This is a genomic window from Micromonospora coriariae, from assembly GCF_900091455.1.
In the GTDB taxonomy this organism is placed as follows: Bacteria; Actinomycetota; Actinomycetes; order Mycobacteriales; family Micromonosporaceae; genus Micromonospora; species Micromonospora coriariae.
Genome location: NZ_LT607412.1, coordinates 6,561,161 through 6,577,332 on the forward strand (window position 1 = coordinate 6,561,161; position 16,172 = coordinate 6,577,332).

Consider the following 16,172-nt stretch of genomic DNA (forward strand, 5'->3'; position numbering starts at 1 on the left):
GGCGCGCTCAGACGGTCGTCTGGACGGTGAACAGCGGATGCATCCGTCGGGTGTGGTCCACCTGCCGTGCCGGCCCGGTCAGCGCGACGGCCGCCACCAGCCGGGGTTGAGTGCTGGACGAGGCGAGGCGCAGCTCCAGCGCCCCGGGCTCGATCACCCTCCGGCCGTCCCGCCCGGTGAACGAGAACAGATCCGCCGGCACGCTCACCTGGATCCGGCGACCCGCGCCCGCGTCCAGCGGCACCCGCAGGTAGCCGATCAACCGCTGCACCGGCTGCACCACCGAGGCCACCGGGTCGTGCGCGTAGAGCTGCACCACCTCGCTGCCCCACCGGTCGCCGCTGTTGCGCAGCGTGAAGGCCAGCCGCAGCTCGCCATCGGTCTCCGCCGTCGCCTGTTCGACCGCCAGCTCCGACCAGTCGAACGTGGTGTAGCTCAACCCGTGCCCGAAGCCGTACGCCGGGGTGGGGTCGAGGTTGGAGACGTCGCTGGCGTGCCCCAACCGGGCGGCGAGGTAGGTGGTGGGCTGGCCGCCGGGGCTGCGCGGCACGCTGACCGGCAGCCGCCCCTGCGGCTCGACCCGCCCGCTGAGCAGCCCGGCGATCGCCGCCGGCCCCTCCTCGCCCGGGAAGAAGGACTGCACGATGGCCGCGGCCTCGTCGACCGCCCGGCCCAGCGCGTACGGCCGGCCGGCGATCAGCGTGACCACCACCGGCGTGCCGGTGTCCAGCAGTGCGTCCAGCAGGTGTTGCTGTGCCCCGGGCAGGGCCAGCGATTCGGCGTCACAGCCCTCACCGCTGGTGCCCCGGCCGAACAGTCCCGCCCGGTCGCCGAGCGCCACGATCACCACGTCGGCGTCCCGCGCCGCCTCGACGGCCGCGGCGACACCGCTGGTGTCGAGGTCGTCGATGCCCACACCGACCTCGACGACCACCTCGCTCGTCGGGAACTCGCCGACCAGCGCCTGTGCCAGCGTGGGCAGCTCGATGCCGACCGGCAGCTCCGGGTGGTGGGAACCGACGTGCACCGGGAACGAGTAGCAGCCGAGGGCCGCCGTCGGACTCCCGGCCTGCGGGCCGATCACCGCGATCCGCGCCGGCCCGGCGAGCGGCAGGGTGCCGTCGTTGCGCAGCAGCACGATGGCCTGCTCGGCCACCTCCCGGGCGAGCGCCCGGTTCGCCGGCGAGTCCAGGTCGACGGTGCCGCGCACGGCGTCGGGGTCGGAGACGTCGACGCCGTCGAGCGCCGGCGGCACCGGGTTCCAGTCCGGGTCGAGGAGCCCGAGCTGCGCCTTTTGCAGCAGCACGCGGCGCACCGCCCGGTCCACCAGCGCCTCGGGCACCTGCCCGGCGGCGATCGCCTCCCGCAGCGGCAGGCCGAACGTCTTCACAGTGGGCAGCTCGACGTCCACCCCGGCGGCGAGCGCGGCACCGGCCGCCTCGCCCCAGCTGCCGGCCACCCCGTGCAGGGTGTGCAGGAAGGCGATGCCGAAGTAGTCGGCGACCACCGTGCCGGTGAACCCCCAGGTCTCCCGGAGCAGGCCGGTGAGCAGCTCTTCGTCGGCCGCCGACGGGATCCCGTCGGTGTCGGTGTAGGCGTGCATCACCGATCGGGCGCCGCTCTCGCGGACCGCCATCTCGAACGGCAGCAGCATCACGTCCGCCCGCTCCCGGGGGCCCATGCCGACCGGCGCGTGGTTGCGCCCGGCCCGGGAGGCCGAGTAGCCCACGAAGTGTTTGAGGGTGGCCACCACACCGGTGGTCTCCAGCCCCTGGATGTACGCGGTGGCAACCGTGCCCACCAGGTACGGGTCCTCGCCGATGGTCTCCTCGACGCGCCCCCACCGGGCGTCACGGACCACGTCGAGCACCGGCGCGAGCCCCTGGTGCACACCCAGGCGGCGCATGTCCGCACCGATGAGGGTGGCCATCCGCCGGATCAGACCGGAGTCGAAGGTGGCCCCCCAGGACAGCGGCACCGGGTACGCGGTCGCGCCCCAGGTGGCGAAGCCTGCAAGACACTCCTCGTGGGCCAGGGCCGGAATGCCGAACCGGTTCGCGGCGGCGATGCGCTGCTGGGTCCGCAGCAGCGACAGCGCGCCCAACGCCGGGTCCACAGGTGCGGTGCCGAACGGCCGCGTCAGCTGCCCCAGCCCGGTGGCGAGCAGATCGTCGAGGTCGACCGGCTCCTCCATCTCGTGCTGGTGCGGGGCGACCTCACCGCCGTCGGCGGAGGCTCCGACCCACACGCCGTAGAGCTGCGAAATCTTCTCCGCCAGGGTCATGGCGGCGACCAGGGCGTCGACACGGGTGGTCAACTCCTGCGTCGGGTCGTTCCAGGTCGCGGTGCTTCGTTCGATGTCCAGCGTCACGTTGTCGGTCACTTTCCTCCGACGCCCAGCGGCCCCCGTACGAGGGACCACTGGGCGAACAGGTAGACGGTTATGCGGTGTTTCGGCTCTCTGCGCGTACCGGTGCTGCTCAGCCCTTCACCGCGCCCTGCAGGCCACCGACGATCTGCTTCTCGGCGAAGGTGAAGAAGAGAAGCGCCGGGAGCATCGCCAGCGAGGTGAACGCGAGGATTCCCGCGGTGTCGGAGGTGTACTGGCTGGAGAAGTTCTGCACGCCCAGCGGCAGGGTGTGCAGGCTGGCGTCGCCGAGCACGAGCAGCGGCAGGAGGAAGGCGTTCCAGCTCGCCACGAACGCGAGGACCCCGACGGTGACCAGCGCGGGCCGGGACAACGGCAGCATGACGCGCCAGAGGAAACCGAGCCGGCCCGCGCCGTCGATCGCCGCGGCGTCCTCCAACTCGCGGGGTACGGCGGCCAGGAAGGGACGCAGGATCACGATCGTGAGCGGCAGCGAGAAGGCGACCTGCGGGAGGATCACCGCGTAGTAGGAGTTGATCAGGTTGAGGTCACGCAGCATCAGATAGAGCGGCAGGATCGCCGCCCCGGCCGGGAAGAGCAGACCGAGGGTGAAGAAGGTGTAGAGCGCCTCCCGGCCACGGAAGCTGTAGCGGGCGAGCACGAACGCGGCGCAGACGCCGAACAGCACGACGCTGAGCGTCGTACCCAGGGCGATCACCGCGCTGTTGAACGCCTGCTGCCAGAAGTCGCTGCGCGTCAGCACCCTGGCGTAGTTGTCGAACACCCACGGGTCGGGCAGCCCGGCCGGGTCCGCGACGATCTGCGGGGTGGTGCGGAAGCCGCCGACGATCACGTAGACCACCGGGGCGATGGAGACGGCGGCGACCGCGAGGGCCAGCCCGTAGGTCAGCGGACTGCCCCACGAGAACGGACGGCGGGGCGGCGACGAGGGGGACGTCAGCGCATTTTCGGCCACTGTCAGTTCCTCCTTCCGGTGACGGCGCCCTCGATGTCGCGCCGGAGGAGAAAGCGTTGGAACAGCAACGCCGCGATGAACGAGATGACGAACAGGATCACGGCAACCGCGTTGCCGTAGCCCCAGAGCCGGGCGAAGAAGCCGTTGTCCACCATGTAGGTGGCCATGGTGGCCGAGGCTCCGAGCGACCGGACCGCGGGCACCGAGGTCACCCAGATCACGTCGAAGACCTGCAACGAGCCGATCATCGACAGGAACATCCAGATCCGGATCGTCGGGCCCAGCAGCGGGAGCGTGACGTGGCGCTGGGTCTGCCACCAGCTCGCGCCGTCGATCGCGGCGGCCTCGGTCAGCTCGGGCGGCACGTTCGACAGCCCGGCGAGCAGGAGAATGATCGCGAAGCCGACGTACTTCCAGGTGAGGACGACCAGCAGCGTCCAGATGACGATGTCGAGGTCGGCGAGCCACGCCTGCACCAGGCCGCCCAGGCCGATCTTCTGCAGCAGCACGTCGACGGTCCCGCCGCCGGTGAGGATCAGCTTCCACATGATGCCGACCGTGACTTCGGCGAGGACGTACGGCACGAACATCAGGAGCCGGAACGTGGTGCGGCCGCGGAAGCGACGGTTGAGCAGGAGAGCCACGGCCAGGGCGATGGGCCCCTGGAGCAGCAGCGACCCGAACACGATGATGGCGTTGTTGCGCAGGGCGTCCAGGAAGATGGGGTCCTGGAAGGCGAGGACGTAATTGTCGAATCCGACGAAGTCGGTGGGCGGTCCGACCCCGCGCCAGCGGAAGAGGCTGTAGTAGACAGCGAAGCCCATCGGCACCAGCACGAACATCACGTAGACGGCGACCGCCGGTGTGGTGAGCCCGATGATCTCGTACCACTTGCGTCTGGTCTCGGCAGCGCGGGACGACCGGCGTCGGGCGGCCGGGGGGCCCGCCGGCGGCGCGGACGCGCCGCCGGCGGGGCTGAGGGTCGGGTTGGTGGAGGTCACTTCTTCGCGGCCGCCTTCATCGCTTCGACGACCTTCTCCGGGCTGCCGCTGCCGGCGAAGATGGCGACGACCGCGTTGTTCATCGCGGTGCCGACCGTGCTGCCGAAGGCCGTGTCCAGCCAGAGCTGCACGTACGTCGCACTGGAGGTGGCCTCCAGGATGGACTTCAGCGAGGGGTCGACCACGCCGGCCTCCGCACCCTTGGTCACGGGCAGGCCGGTGCCGGTCTCGGCATAGCCCTTCTGCACCTCGGGGCTCACGATGTACTTGAGGAACTCGACGCACTCGGCCGGGGCGTTCTTGGCGCAGGCGAACCCGTCGCCGCCACCGAGGGCCGCCTTCGGGTCACCGGCGGAGCCGGCGATCGCCGGTACGGGGAACCAGCCGAGGAACTTCGTGAGCGCCTTCGGGTCCTCCGCGACGGTCTCCAGGGTGCCCCTGTTCCAGTCGCCCATCAGTTCCATCGCGGCCTTGCCGTTGGCGACCAGCCCGTTGGCGCTGGTCGGGTCGTTCTGACCCGGCGTCGCGATGAAGTTCGGCTGGAACGGCTTGGTGTCGATGAAGGCCTTCAGGTCCTGGCCCGCCTTGACGAAGCACGGGTCGTCGAAGACCGGTTCGACGGACGCCTTCTTGAGCGTGTCGACCGAGCAGGCACGCAGCGCGAAGTTGTACCACCAGTGCGCGGCGGGCCACTTGTCACCGGCGCCCACCGCGATCGGGATGACGTTGATGGCCTTGAGCTTCGTGACCGCCTGGTTGAGCTCCTCCAAGGTGGTCGGAGGAGCGGAGATGCCCGCCTTCGCGAACATGTCCTTGTTGTACCAGATTCCCTCGATTCCCATCCGGTACGGCAGGCCGTACTGCTTGCCGTTCACCTGCCAGATCTCGGTCGCGCTGCCGATGTTGGCCACTTCGTCCTTGACCTGATCGGTGATGTCCTTGAGGTAGTCGGCCTCCACCTGCTCACGCATCTCGCCGCCGCCCCACGCCTGGAAGATGTCCGGCGGGTCGTTGCTCAGCAGCGCGGCAGGGAGCCGGGTGCGCTGGAGTTGGTTGGTCTCGATCCCCTCGATCTGGATCGTGACGGTCGAGTGCAGTGCGGAGAAGTCCTTCGCGACCTTCTCCCAGTAGGTCTTGCCTGGGCCGTCCTGGGAGGCGTTGTGCCACCAGGTCAGGGTCACCGGGTTCTTGTAGAGCTCGTTCTCGGCGGGTGCTTCGCTGTCGCCGCCGTTACACCCGGCGACGAGCAAAGCGGTGGTCACTAACAGCGCCAGGGTGGCGCCCGCGCGGTGCTTCATCGCCATCGACACGTCTCCTCGACTAGCAGTGGCGGTACTTAGGTGCGGCGAGTTTTACAGTCCCGTAACGAGGTGTCAACCGTTGTCGATAACGTTTTCGACTCCCTTGCGAGGAGTCCCAGCTGGCCCTCTATCATCGTCGGCGTGACCTTCCCCGAGCGTGTCAAGATGTCGGACGTGGCCCGTACGGCCGGCGTCTCGGTGGCGACTGTGTCGAAGGTCGTCAACGGTCGCTACGGCGTGGCGCAGGCGACCGTGCAGCGCGTCCGGGAGGTCATCCACCAGCTCGGCTACGAGGCCAGCCTGGGAGCGCAGAGCCTGCGCAGCCACCGGACGAACGTCCTGGGCATCCTGGTCGCCGAGTTCGAGCCGTTCTCGACCGAGCTGCTCAAGGGCGCGTCGAAGGAGGTCACCGGCACCGGCTACCAGCTGCTGGCCTACTCCGGCGGCGACGGCGACGGCACGGCCGTCGGCTGGGAGCGGCGCTCGCTGGCCCGCCTGTCCGGGACGCTCATCGACGGGGCCGTGATCGTCACGCCGACGGTGGTCGAGACCAAGCAGGGCTTCCATGTCGTGGCCGTCGACCCGCACACCGGCCCGTCCGGGCTGCCCACCGTCGACTCCGACAACTTCGCCGGCGCGGTGCTCGCGACCAACTACCTGCTGTCGCTCGGTCACCGCCGCATCGGCCACATCAGCGGTCGCCCCGACCTCGAGTCGGCGCGCCTTCGCGAGGCCGGCTTCCGCCGGGCGATGCTCGACGCGGGCGTCGCGGTCGACGAACGACTCGTCCGCGTCGGCGGTTTCCGGGTCGAGAGCGCCGCCGCCACGGCCGCGGAACTGCTGGCACTGCCCGACCGGCCGACCGCCGTCTTCGCCGGCAACGACCTCTCCGCGATCTCCACGATGGACGTCGCCCGGACCATGGGCCTCACGGTGCCCGGCGACCTGTCCGTGATGGGCTTCGACAACATCCCCGAGTCGGCGCTGGTCACCCCGCAGCTCACCACGATCGCGCAACCCCTGCAGCGCATGGGCGCCGAGGCGATGCGGCTGCTCATCGACCTCGTCGGCGGCGTCGAACGCGACCCGCACGTCCGGCTGCCGACCGAACTGGTCGTCCGGTCTTCCTGCGCCCCGTACACGCCCTCCGCCGGGCCCGATCGGCCGCCGTCGGCCGCCGGTGCGACGAACGGCTGAGCGGCGAGGTCCGGGGCTGCGCCGGGCCCGGTGACGCGCCGGTCCGTGCCGATCAGCCGGACTTCCGGGAATTCTCCGCAACTTCCCTGGACACGGCGCCGATACGCCCTGTCGCCAGCCCCCGGTCCGTGCGGCAAGATGACCGTGGGACGGGCACGCTGCTCCGGGGCATCCCGGTGCCGGCGTCCGGCCCGCCCCCGAAAGAACAAAGGAGACGCGGGTGGACGCGGACGACGGACGCAGGGTCACCATCAGCGCCATCGCGCGAGAGGCCGGAGTCTCGGTACCGACCGTGTCCCGGGTGCTCAACGGCCGCTCGGACGTGGCCCCCAGCACCCGGGAACGGGTCGAGGAGTTGCTGCGCCACCACGGCTACCGGCGTCGCGCCAGCCGCACGGTGCAGCCCGCCGGCCTGGTCGACCTGGTCTTCAACGACCTGGACAGCCCCTGGGCCGTGGAGATCATCCGCGGGGTCGAGGACGTCGGGCACGCCGCCGGCGTGGGCACAGTGGTCTCCGCGATACACCGACAGTCCACCGCCGCCCGGCAGTGGCTGCAGAACCTGCGCGCCCGGGCCACCGACGGCGTCATCTTCGTGACCTCGCACGTCAGCCCGCCGCTCTACGCCCAGCTGCGGCGGCTCAACGTGCCCGTGGTGGTGGTCGACCCGGCCGGCGTGCCCGCCATCGACGTGCCGACCATAGGAGCCACCAACTGGGCCGGCGGGCTCGCCGCGACGGAGCACCTGCTCTCGCTCGGGCACCGGCGGATCGGGTTCGTGGCCGGGCCGACGCACCTGCTGTGCAGCCGAGCCCGGCTGGACGGCTACCGGGCCGGGCTGGAGGCCGCCGGCGTGCCACTGGAGGAACACCTGCTCCGGCCCGGCGACTTCTACCACGCGTCCGGCTTCGCCGCCGGGTCCTCGCTGCTGGACCTGGACGAGCCGCCGACGGCGATCTTCGCGGCGAGCGACCAGATGGCGTTCGGCGTCTACGAGGCGATCCGGCAACGCGGCCTGCTGGTCCCCGGCGACGTCAGCGTGGTCGGCTTCGACGACCTGCCCGAGGCGCGGTGGGCGTCACCGCCACTGACCACTGTGCGGCAACCGCTGGTCGAGATGGGTCGGCTGGCCGCGCGTACCGTCCTGCGGCTCGCCCAGGGCGAGGCCATCGACTCCCCCCGGGTGGAACTCGCCACCGAACTGGTGGTGCGCGACAGCACGGCCGCGCCGCCGGTCAGGTCGTCGCGGGCGTCGTGACGGCCGACCCGCATCCGCGAGCGGCCCGAGCGCTTCCGGTCCGGGGTCCGAGAATTCCGGAGAAGTCCGGCCGCCGGCAGCTCCGCGCCGGCCGGAGCTGTTCCCGGTCGGCGCGGCGCGCACGTGAGCCGTCAGCGGTGGTGGTGCCGCAGGGCCTTGCGGATGTCGACCGGTAGCGCGGGAGCGCCGTCAACGGGCGCCGGGTCCTCCTCGGTCGGGGCCACTCCCCCCGCCGCGATCCGGTCGAGCGTGGCCAGCCCGGCCCGGTCCACCGAGCCGAAGACGGTGTAGTTCGGCCGCAGCGCCGAGTCGGCGTAGACCAGGAAGAACTGGCTGCCGTTGGTGTCCGGGCCGGCGTTGGCCATGGCGAGCGTGCCCCGGGCGTAGAGGCGGCGCTCGCCCGTCGGGTCGGTGGGCGCCGGCGGCAGGTCGGTCGGCAGCTCGTCGCGGTACCGGTAACCCGGGCCGCCCTCGCCGGTGCCGGACGGGTCGCCGCACTGCAGCACGCTCAGCGTCGGGTACGCGGTGAGCCGGTGGCAGATGGTGCGGTCGTAGAAGCGCTTGCGGACCAGGTGCAGGAAGCTCTGCACGGTGCACGGCGCGGATGCCCGGTCCAGGGTCAACCCGATCGGCCCGAGGTTGGTGGAGAGGGTCACCTGGACGGTGCCCCGGTCCGGCGTACGCCGTGGGTCGGGCGGCAGTGGCACGGGCCGGGCAGCCGGCTCGTCGGGCGTCTCGGTGTACGCGCACGGGCCGTGCGTGGTGCGCGGCGGTCGGGTGGCGGCATCGGTGGCGGCCGACGGCGCGGCGGACGCGGTGACCGCGTCGACGGTCGCGCGCGGGGCGGCGACGGCAGCGGCGGACGCACCGGCGACCAGCGCGCCGGCGAGCACCGTCACCCCCGCTAGGCGGTGCAGCGCGTGCACCGGACGGCGGGGTGCCGCCGCGCCGGACCGCGGTTCGAGTTCACTCGACAAGGGATCCTCCTGGACTCGTGGTGCCAGAAAGACCGGAGTCTATGGATGTCGAGGCTGGTTGTCGATCCGTCAGGGCAGCCGGCGACGGCGCCGCCACAGCAGCCCGCCCAGTAGCAGCAGCACGCCCACGCCGCTCAGCGCCGTCACCGACCAGGACCACGCCGATCCGGAGCGCACCGGACCGCTGGCCGCCGCCGGCCGCTGCCCGCGGGGCTCGGCCAGCTCGGACGGCGTGGCCGACGGCGTGGCCGTCAGCTCGCCCGGCCCGACCAGCCGGCCGACGGCGGCGTCGCGGGGCAGCGTGAAGCCCCAGTCCAGCAGGGCCGCGCCCTGCTCCCAGCCGCGCATCGGTGCCGGCTCGGCGCCCAGCAGGGTCACCACCAGCCGCCGCCCGTCACGCTGCGCCGCCCCGACGTAGGTGTGCCGGGCCAGATCAGTGAAGCCCGTCTTGCCGCCGAGCGCGCCCGGGTACCGGTAGATGAGCTGGTTCTCGTTCTGGATCTGGAAACCCTTGGTGCGCTGCGCCGGCTGGGCCGGGATCTGCGCCTGCTCGGTGAGCGCGTACCGGCGGAAGTTCGGCTCGGCGAAGCAGGCCCGGGCGATCAGCGCCAGGTCGTACGCGCTGGTGAACTGCCCCCTGCCGTCCAGCCCGGAGGGGGTGACCGCGTGCGTCTGGAGTGCGCCGAGCCGGTGCGCCTGCTCGTTCATGGCGCGTACCCCGCCGGCCGCGCCGTCCGCCCCGCCGCCCAGCCGGGCCAGCAGGTTCGCCGCCTCGTTGCCCGAGTTGAGCAGCAGCCCCAGCCAGACCGTCTCGATGCTGTACCGGCCGCCCTCGACCAGGCCGACGGCGGAGGACCCGGGCTCGATGTCCATGTCCGCCGCGGTGACGGTGACCGTCTGCTTCGGATCCAGCCGGGGCAGCATAGTGGCCGCCAGCAGCAGCTTCTGCACGCTGGCCGGGGTGCCGTACTCGTGTGGGCCGCAGCCACCGAGCACCTGGCCGGTGTCCAGGTCGGCGACCAGCCACGAGGTGGCGGTGACCGCCGGTGGCGCGCCGACGCCGGCCGGCACGACCAGGCCGCTGGTGGCCAGCCCTGCGCCGCCGACCACCCGCTGCTCGGGCACGGCCGGCGGAGGCGACGGTCGGGGCGGCCGGGACACCGCGGGCGCCGGCACCCTGGGGCACCGCACGGTCGTCGCGGCGGCGGCGCCCGTGGCGGCGGCGACCGGCGCCGGAGCGAGCAGGACGGCGGACGCCGTGACCGCCAGCAGCGCAGCTCTCATAGGCCCGACCCTAGCTAACAAGATCGCCCGGCGGGACCGGATGGCCCGCCGACTACCTGGCCGCCCCCCGATCGCCCAGGTAGTCGTGCAGCGCGGCGCTCCCCCGCAGCCGACGCAGGCTGCGGGCGTGCAACTCCTGCTCGCGGCGGCCCAGCTCGGCGCGGACCCGCTGGGCACTGCCGGTGGTGCGCAGCTCGCCCAGCACCGCCTCGATGATCTCGAACGGGTAGGCGCCCCGGCGCAGCAGCGCCACGACCTGCGCGGCCCGCAGCTCGGCCTCGTCGTACACCCGGTACTTCGTGCCCGGCGTGCGGCCCGGACGGAGCAGGCCGCGCTCCTCCCACAGCCGTAGCTGCGAGGTCCGGACCCCGACCAGGGCGGCGACCTCGCCGATGCGGGCGCTTCGGCGTGGCGCCGGTCGGGCCGCCGGAGGGCTGGCCAGCACGGTCTCGAAGGCGCCGAGCACCCGGCGGATCTCGGCGCGCTCCCGGTCCAGTTCGGCATGGCCGCCGTCGAGCGCCGCGAGGGCCGCGCAGCAACCCGGCCACCTACAGCGGGCTGCTCGACCCGATCCGCGCCGCCTTCGCCAAGGCCAACGGGGTCAAGGCTGCGCTTTTCAGCGCCAACTCCGACGGTGCCTGCCCGGCCTGCAAGGGGATCGGGCTGATCTACACGGACCTGGCGATGATGGCCGGCGTGGCGAGCGTCTGCGAGCGGTGCGAGGGCCGGCGGTTCACCGACGAGGTGCTCACGTACACGTTGCGCGGCAAGAACATCAGCGAGGTGCTCGCGATGTCGGTCACCGAGGCGCACGCGTTCTTTCCCAGCGGGTCGGCGCACCTCATCCTCGGCCGGCTTGTGGACGTCGGGCTGGGCTACCTCAGCCTCGGCCAGCCGCTGACCACCCTCTCCGGCGGGGAGCGGCAACGGCTCAAGCTCGCCATCCACCTGGCGGAGAAGACCAGCACGTACGTGCTGGACGAGCCGACGACCGGGCTGCACCTGGCCGACGTGGACCAGCTGCTGGCCCTGCTGGACCGGATGGTCGACGCCGGCAACACGGTGATCGTCATCGAGCACCACCAGGCCGTCATGGCGCACGCGGACTGGCTCATCGACCTGGGACCGGGCGCCGGGCACGATGGCGGACGCATCGTCTTCACCGGCACGCCGGCCGAACTGGTCGCCCGGGGCGACACGCTCACCGCCGACCACCTACGCAAGTACGCGTGGCCGGTCGGGGGGCGTGACGGTCGGCGGGCTTGACAGTGTGATCAGGCGATGCGGCGCAGCCAGCGCCGTTGCCACGGGGTCTCCACCGCCTTCGGGTGGTAGCCCGCCCGTACCCACGGCACCGCGCGGTCGGCCGGCAGGCCGTCGAGGATTGCCAGCGCGGCCAACGCCGTACCGGTGCGCCCCACCCCACCCCGGCAGGCCACCTCCACCCGCTCACCGTCGTGCGCCCGGCGCAGCGTCGCTCGCAAAGCGTCGAGCGCATCCGCCCGATCGAGCGGTACCCAGAAGTCGGGCCACCGGATCCGCCGGTGCGGGCACGCCGGTTCCGGGCCGGGGGCCAGCAACAGGGCGAAGTCGGCGGGTGAGGCGACCTCGGCGGCGATGCGCCGTCCGCGCACCGCGACCCCGCTGGGCAGTACGAGGACGCCTGACTGCTCCGACCAGGGCTGAGCGAGAGTCACCCCGACATTGTGCCGGCACCGGCACCTGACCACCGTCCCCCGTCGATCACGGACGGGGTACAGACAGCGCCGCCCCCGGCTGGTGGGCTGGGGGCGGCGCTGGGTGTCGGTGTGCAGGTCGCCTCTCGGCGAGTGGCGCGTCGCGGCTCCAGCCGAACGGTGTTCCGCGACGGCAATATTAGGTGAGGCCCGGGGACACTGGATCACACCGACACTGTCCACAACCCGCCGTCGGCCGGTGTCATTCCCCGCCCGTCGCCGGCGCTCGCGCCGGTCCAGACATGCCGCTGGCCGGCACCCCGGGTGGGGTGCCGGCCAGCGGTCAATGTGTGGTGGGTCAGCTGTTCCAGTGCTGGGCGACCAGGTCGGTGGCCTGCTGCTCCCACTGGGCGTAGGCATCGGGGTAGGCCGAGACCTGCACGGTCTGCGCGGCGTCGGTCAGCGCCATGTCCTGCCACCCGTCGACCTGCTTGAGGCCCTTGAGGAACGCGGTGGTCGAGTACTCGGGGTTGGTGATCTGCTCCGGGGTGCCCCAACCACTGGAGGGGCGCTGCTGGAACAGGCCCAGCGAGTCATGGTCGTTCATGTCGCCGAGGTGGCCCAGGTTCTCCAGCTTCGACTCCTGCAGGCTGGTGGCGATCGAGATGACCGCGGCCCGCTCGGGCAGGCCGGCCTTCTTCGTCGCGGCGATGATCGCCTTGACGTTCGCGGTCTGCTCGTCGTTCAGGTCGATGTGCGACTGCGCGCCCTGCACCTTGGCCACCGCCACGGCGGCCGGCTTGCCGTCCACGACGGGGGTCGCGGCGTGTGCGGCGATCGGACCGGCGAACACACCACCGGCGAACGCGAGACCAGCAACAGACAGCATGCTCTTACGAATGATCGTGTTCATGAGGGGGTCAGCTCCTTCACGGGGGTAGACACCCGCGCGGCGATCCGGGGGGAAACGGCGCAGGGTGCGAGCACCTCGTCGGGCGCTTTCAACTACGGGGGAAAGTCTTTGAGGTCGGCGGCCTACGGGCGGGGGGGCTCGTGGCGCCGGGTCTGTGTGTAACGACCGCCGGGCCGGGCTCATTCCGGGGGTGGCCCGGGCACCCTGGCCTGACTGCCATCCCCATCCTGCGGGGGGCGGGGGGCGGGCCGGTGGTGCTGCGATCGTCAGGGTGTGTAACGACCCCCGGCTCGCCATGATTCCGGCCCACGGATGCGCCCGGTCACAGCCCAGAAACCCCGATACCGGACATTCGACGCGCAGACCGGCCGGTCGCCGCGCCGCCAGTTCGGCTGGCTGGGGGTGATCGACTCGGTATCGCCGATATCGGGCCATCCGCAGGCGCGGGATACCCCGACATCGCCGACATCGAGTCGATCACCGTGAACGAGGCGCGTTCCCGGCGAGGTGGTCACCCGAGCGGTATACCTCAGAGGCATATTTATGGGTCTTGTGTCGTGTCTGTGGGTGGTTGGGCGCGTCGTTTGTGGCGCACGCCGTTGTCCTGCCTAGGTTCTGGCTTGTCGAAGGTCAGAAGGGACTGCCCCGGGTTTGGTTGACTCGCGGGGTTGAGTGGTTCAGGCCGCGTGTGCGGGCTGGTTGATTGTCTCAAACTCGATGGGCGTGAGCCGGCCGAGGCGGCGTTGCCGTCGCCGGCGGTGGTAGGTCCGTTCGATCCAGGTCACGATCGCCAGGCGTAGGTCGTGGCGTGTTTGCCAGCGTTGCCGGTCCAGGACATTGCGCTGCAGCAGGGCGAAGAACGACTCCATGGCGGCGTTGTCCCCGCAGGCGCCGACGCGGCCCATCGAGCCGGTCAACCCGTTGCGGTGCAACGCTTTCACGAATTTCCTGGACCGAAATTGGCTGCCCCTGTCGGAGTGCACGATCGTCGCGGCCGGGTTCCGCAGCCGGGTGGCGTTCGACAGCGCAGCGACGGCCAACGAGGCTTTCATGCGGGTGTCGATGGAGTAGCCGACGATCCGGCCGGAGTACACGTCCTTGATCGCGCACAGGTAGAGCTTGCCCTCGGCGGTGGGGTGTTCGGTGATGTCGGTCAGCCACAGCTGGTCGGGGGCGTCGGCGGTGAAGCGGCGCTGCACCAGGTCGTCGTGCACCGGGGGTCCGGCCCGCCTGGTCAGGCCTCTGCGCTTGGCGAAGACCGACCAGATGCGCTGCTGTGAACACAGCCGCGCGACCCGGTTGGCGCCGGCGCTGATGCCGTGGGCGGGTAGTTCGTCGGCGATGAACCGGTAGCCGAACGCCGGGTCGTCGGCGTGGATGTCGAGGGCGGCGTTGATCAGGTGAGCGTCGTCGAGGTGTCGCTGCGAGACCGGCTCGGCGCGCCACGCGTAGTAGGCCTGCTTACTGAACCCCAGCACCCGGCAGGTCACCGCGACGGGGATCCCGTCCGCGGCCAGGTCACCGACCAGCGGGTACATCATTTTGGGGAGATCTCCTTGGCGAAGTACGCCGCGGCCCGCCGCAGGATCTCGTTCTCCTGTTCCAGCACCTTGTTCCTGCGGCGCAGCTCCCGCAGCTCCGCCGACTCGCTGCTGGTGGTCCCGGGACGGATGCCGTCCTCGACGTCGGCGAGCTTGAGCCAGCGGTGCAAACAGGCCTCGGAGATCCCGAAGTCCTTCGCGATCTGGGCGATGGGGGCCTCGCCCTTACGGGCGACCGCGACGACGTCACGGCGGAACTCCAGGGGGAACGCTTTCGGCATGACAGACATCCTTCCAGCGAGGAACGCATCCTCACAGGTCAGGAGTCAACCGAACCGGGGGCAGTCCCGAACTGGATGGGCGGGAGAACGGCGTGCGTTCTGCCAGGGTATGGGCTGTGCTGCTCGGGGTCGAGCAGGCGGTGGTGGAGGGTGTGGAGTTCGATCCGGTCGAGTCGGTGGTGGTGGCTCGGGTGCGGGTGCGTAAGGGCGCGTCGCGGCGGTGTCCGCATTGCGGGCGGCGGTGTGCGCGCTATGACGCCGGGGTGCGGCGTCGGTGGCGGACGTTGGATCTGGGTGTGGTGCGGGCGGTGGTCGAGGCGGACGCGCCGCGGGTGTCGTGTCCGGTGCATCAGGTGGTGGTCGCGGCGGTGCCCTGGGCTCGTCATGGGGCGGGGCATACGCGGGCGTTCGACGCGACGGTGGCGTGGCTGGCGGTGCACACAGCGAAGTCGGCGGTGTCGCAGGTGATGCGGATCGGGTGGCGCACCGTCGGGGCGATCGTGGCCCGGGTGTGGGCTGACACCGGTGGCCTTGAAGACCGGTACGACGGGTTGCGTCGTATCGGCATCGATGAGGTCAGCTACAAGAAGGGCCACCGGTATCTGACGGTGGTCGTCGATCACGACACGGGTCGGCTGGTGTGGGCGGCGCCGGGCAAGAGCGCAGCCACGTTGCAGGAGTTCTTCGACCTGCTCGGTTCTGATCGGGCCGCGAAGATCACGCACGTGTCGGCTGACGGCGCGGACTGGATCACCACGGTCGTGCGTCGCCGCTGCCCGAACGCGGTGCGCTGCGCCGATGCGTTCCACGTCGTGGCCTGGGCCACTGACGCCGTGGATCGGGTTCGCCGCCAAGCCTGGAACGAGGCCACCGGGCGTGGGGCAGGCCGTCGCGGCGTCGCTGTCGGCGCGGCCCGGCAGTTGAAGAACACCCGCTGGGCGTTGTGGAAGAACCCGCAGAACCTCACCGACGCCCAGCACGCCAAACTCGCCTGGATCGCCAAGACCCATCCCCGCCTGCACCGGGCCTGGGCGTTGAAGGAAGGCCTACGACTGGTGTTCACCCTGGCCAAGACCAGCCCGACAGCGGCGGTCGAAGCCCTCGACCGGTGGATCGGATGGGCCCGACGCAGCCGCATCGACGTCTTCGTCGACCTGCAACGACGCGTGACGCGTCACCGCGACGCCATCGTCGCGTCCATCGAACACGGCCTGTCTAACGGCCGCATCGAGTCCGTCAACGCCAAGATCCGCCTGATCACCCGGATGGCCTTCGGCTTCCACTCACCCGACGCCCTCATTGCCCTGGCCATGCTCAGCCTCGGCGGCCACCGACCCCAACTACCCGCAAGATGATCACCAACGACCCACTAACTCGACACAAGACCCATATTTATGCC

At 71.2% G+C, this 16,172-nt stretch carries 13 protein-coding genes and 1 pseudogene; 4 read left to right on the top strand and 10 right to left on the bottom strand.

Annotated features, from left to right (window positions below):
• Positions 1 to 7 precede the first annotated feature (7 nt).
• The 4 genes from GA0070607_RS30610 to GA0070607_RS30625 all read right to left on the bottom strand — a co-directional run bounded on the left by GA0070607_RS30610 (position 8) and on the right by GA0070607_RS30625 (position 5,649).
• On the bottom strand, positions 8 to 2,383 hold the full coding sequence (locus GA0070607_RS30610) for a beta-xylosidase/alpha-l-arabinosidase (protein ID WP_231930558.1): 2,376 nt from the start codon (positions 2,381 to 2,383) through the stop codon (positions 8 to 10).
• 97 nt (positions 2,384 to 2,480) lie between these two features.
• On the bottom strand, positions 2,481 to 3,344 hold the full coding sequence (locus GA0070607_RS30615; RefSeq protein ID WP_408630858.1) for a carbohydrate ABC transporter permease: 864 nt from the start codon (positions 3,342 to 3,344) through the stop codon (positions 2,481 to 2,483).
• Between the two features lie 2 nt (positions 3,345 to 3,346).
• The gene (locus GA0070607_RS30620) at positions 3,347 to 4,345 is read right to left on the bottom strand and encodes a carbohydrate ABC transporter permease (RefSeq protein ID WP_089021310.1); all 999 of its coding nucleotides are present in this window, start codon (positions 4,343 to 4,345) and stop codon (positions 3,347 to 3,349) included.
• Complete coding sequence (locus GA0070607_RS30625) at positions 4,342 to 5,649, bottom strand: ABC transporter substrate-binding protein (RefSeq protein WP_089021311.1); 1,308 nt, start codon at positions 5,647 to 5,649, stop codon at positions 4,342 to 4,344. The genes GA0070607_RS30620 and GA0070607_RS30625 overlap by 4 nt, the downstream gene beginning before the upstream one ends.
• 138 nt (positions 5,650 to 5,787) lie before the next feature.
• On the opposite strand from GA0070607_RS30625, the gene GA0070607_RS30630 reads away from it, so the two are divergent.
• The gene (locus tag GA0070607_RS30630; protein ID WP_089021312.1) at positions 5,788 to 6,843 is read left to right on the top strand and encodes a LacI family DNA-binding transcriptional regulator; all 1,056 of its coding nucleotides are present in this window, start codon (positions 5,788 to 5,790) and stop codon (positions 6,841 to 6,843) included.
• Between the two features lie 220 nt (positions 6,844 to 7,063).
• Positions 7,064 to 8,101, top strand: a complete 1,038-nt coding sequence (locus GA0070607_RS30635; RefSeq protein ID WP_089021313.1) for a LacI family DNA-binding transcriptional regulator — start codon at positions 7,064 to 7,066, stop codon at positions 8,099 to 8,101.
• Between the two features lie 131 nt (positions 8,102 to 8,232).
• Here GA0070607_RS30635 and GA0070607_RS30640 read toward each other — a convergent pair whose 3' ends face one another.
• From GA0070607_RS30640 to GA0070607_RS30650, 3 genes are all read right to left on the bottom strand, one after another.
• Complete coding sequence (locus tag GA0070607_RS30640) at positions 8,233 to 9,078, bottom strand: peptidylprolyl isomerase (protein ID WP_197701193.1); 846 nt, start codon at positions 9,076 to 9,078, stop codon at positions 8,233 to 8,235.
• 69 nt (positions 9,079 to 9,147) lie between these two features.
• On the bottom strand, positions 9,148 to 10,362 hold the full coding sequence (locus tag GA0070607_RS30645; RefSeq protein WP_089021314.1) for a D-alanyl-D-alanine carboxypeptidase family protein: 1,215 nt from the start codon (positions 10,360 to 10,362) through the stop codon (positions 9,148 to 9,150).
• A gap of 52 nt (positions 10,363 to 10,414) precedes the next feature.
• Positions 10,415 to 10,828, bottom strand: coding sequence for a MerR family transcriptional regulator (locus tag GA0070607_RS30650; protein WP_231930561.1), 414 nt, complete (start codon positions 10,826 to 10,828; stop codon positions 10,415 to 10,417).
• A gap of 65 nt (positions 10,829 to 10,893) precedes the next feature.
• Here GA0070607_RS30650 and GA0070607_RS30655 point away from each other — a divergent pair.
• Positions 10,894 to 11,628, top strand: a pseudogene (locus GA0070607_RS30655) (ATP-binding cassette domain-containing protein); the annotation flags it as partial.
• Between the two features lie 8 nt (positions 11,629 to 11,636).
• Here GA0070607_RS30655 and GA0070607_RS30660 read toward each other — a convergent pair.
• The 3 genes from GA0070607_RS30660 to GA0070607_RS30670 all read right to left on the bottom strand — a co-directional run bounded on the left by GA0070607_RS30660 (position 11,637) and on the right by GA0070607_RS30670 (position 14,773).
• The gene (locus GA0070607_RS30660; protein ID WP_089021316.1) at positions 11,637 to 12,059 is read right to left on the bottom strand and encodes a protein-tyrosine phosphatase family protein; all 423 of its coding nucleotides are present in this window, start codon (positions 12,057 to 12,059) and stop codon (positions 11,637 to 11,639) included.
• 337 nt (positions 12,060 to 12,396) lie between these two features.
• Entirely contained in the window at positions 12,397 to 12,951 is a 555-nt protein-coding gene (locus GA0070607_RS30665) for a hypothetical protein (RefSeq protein WP_089019244.1), read from the bottom strand.
• Positions 12,952 to 13,628: 677 nt separating this feature from the next.
• Positions 13,629 to 14,773 (bottom strand): IS3 family transposase gene (locus GA0070607_RS30670; RefSeq protein WP_089020010.1). Its coding sequence is split into 2 segments (ribosomal slippage): positions 13,629 to 14,500 and positions 14,500 to 14,773, totalling 1,146 coding nucleotides; the frame shifts between segments, so codons are not numbered across the junction.
• A 92-nt stretch (positions 14,774 to 14,865) separates the two neighbouring features.
• Between GA0070607_RS30670 and GA0070607_RS30675 the strand changes: the two genes are divergently transcribed.
• The gene (locus tag GA0070607_RS30675; protein WP_089017243.1) at positions 14,866 to 16,128 is read left to right on the top strand and encodes an ISL3 family transposase; all 1,263 of its coding nucleotides are present in this window, start codon (positions 14,866 to 14,868) and stop codon (positions 16,126 to 16,128) included.
• Positions 16,129 to 16,172: the final 44 nt, after the last annotated feature.

Coding starts and splice junctions, on each gene's coding strand:
- GA0070607_RS30665 (WP_089019244.1), bottom strand. CDS start 12,951: ATGAACACGATCATTCGTAAGAGCATGCTGTCTGTTGCTGGTCTCGCG.
- GA0070607_RS30645 (WP_089021314.1), bottom strand. CDS start 10,362: ATGAGAGCTGCGCTGCTGGCGGTCACGGCGTCCGCCGTCCTGCTCGCT.
- GA0070607_RS30625 (WP_089021311.1), bottom strand. CDS start 5,649: ATGGCGATGAAGCACCGCGCGGGCGCCACCCTGGCGCTGTTAGTGACC.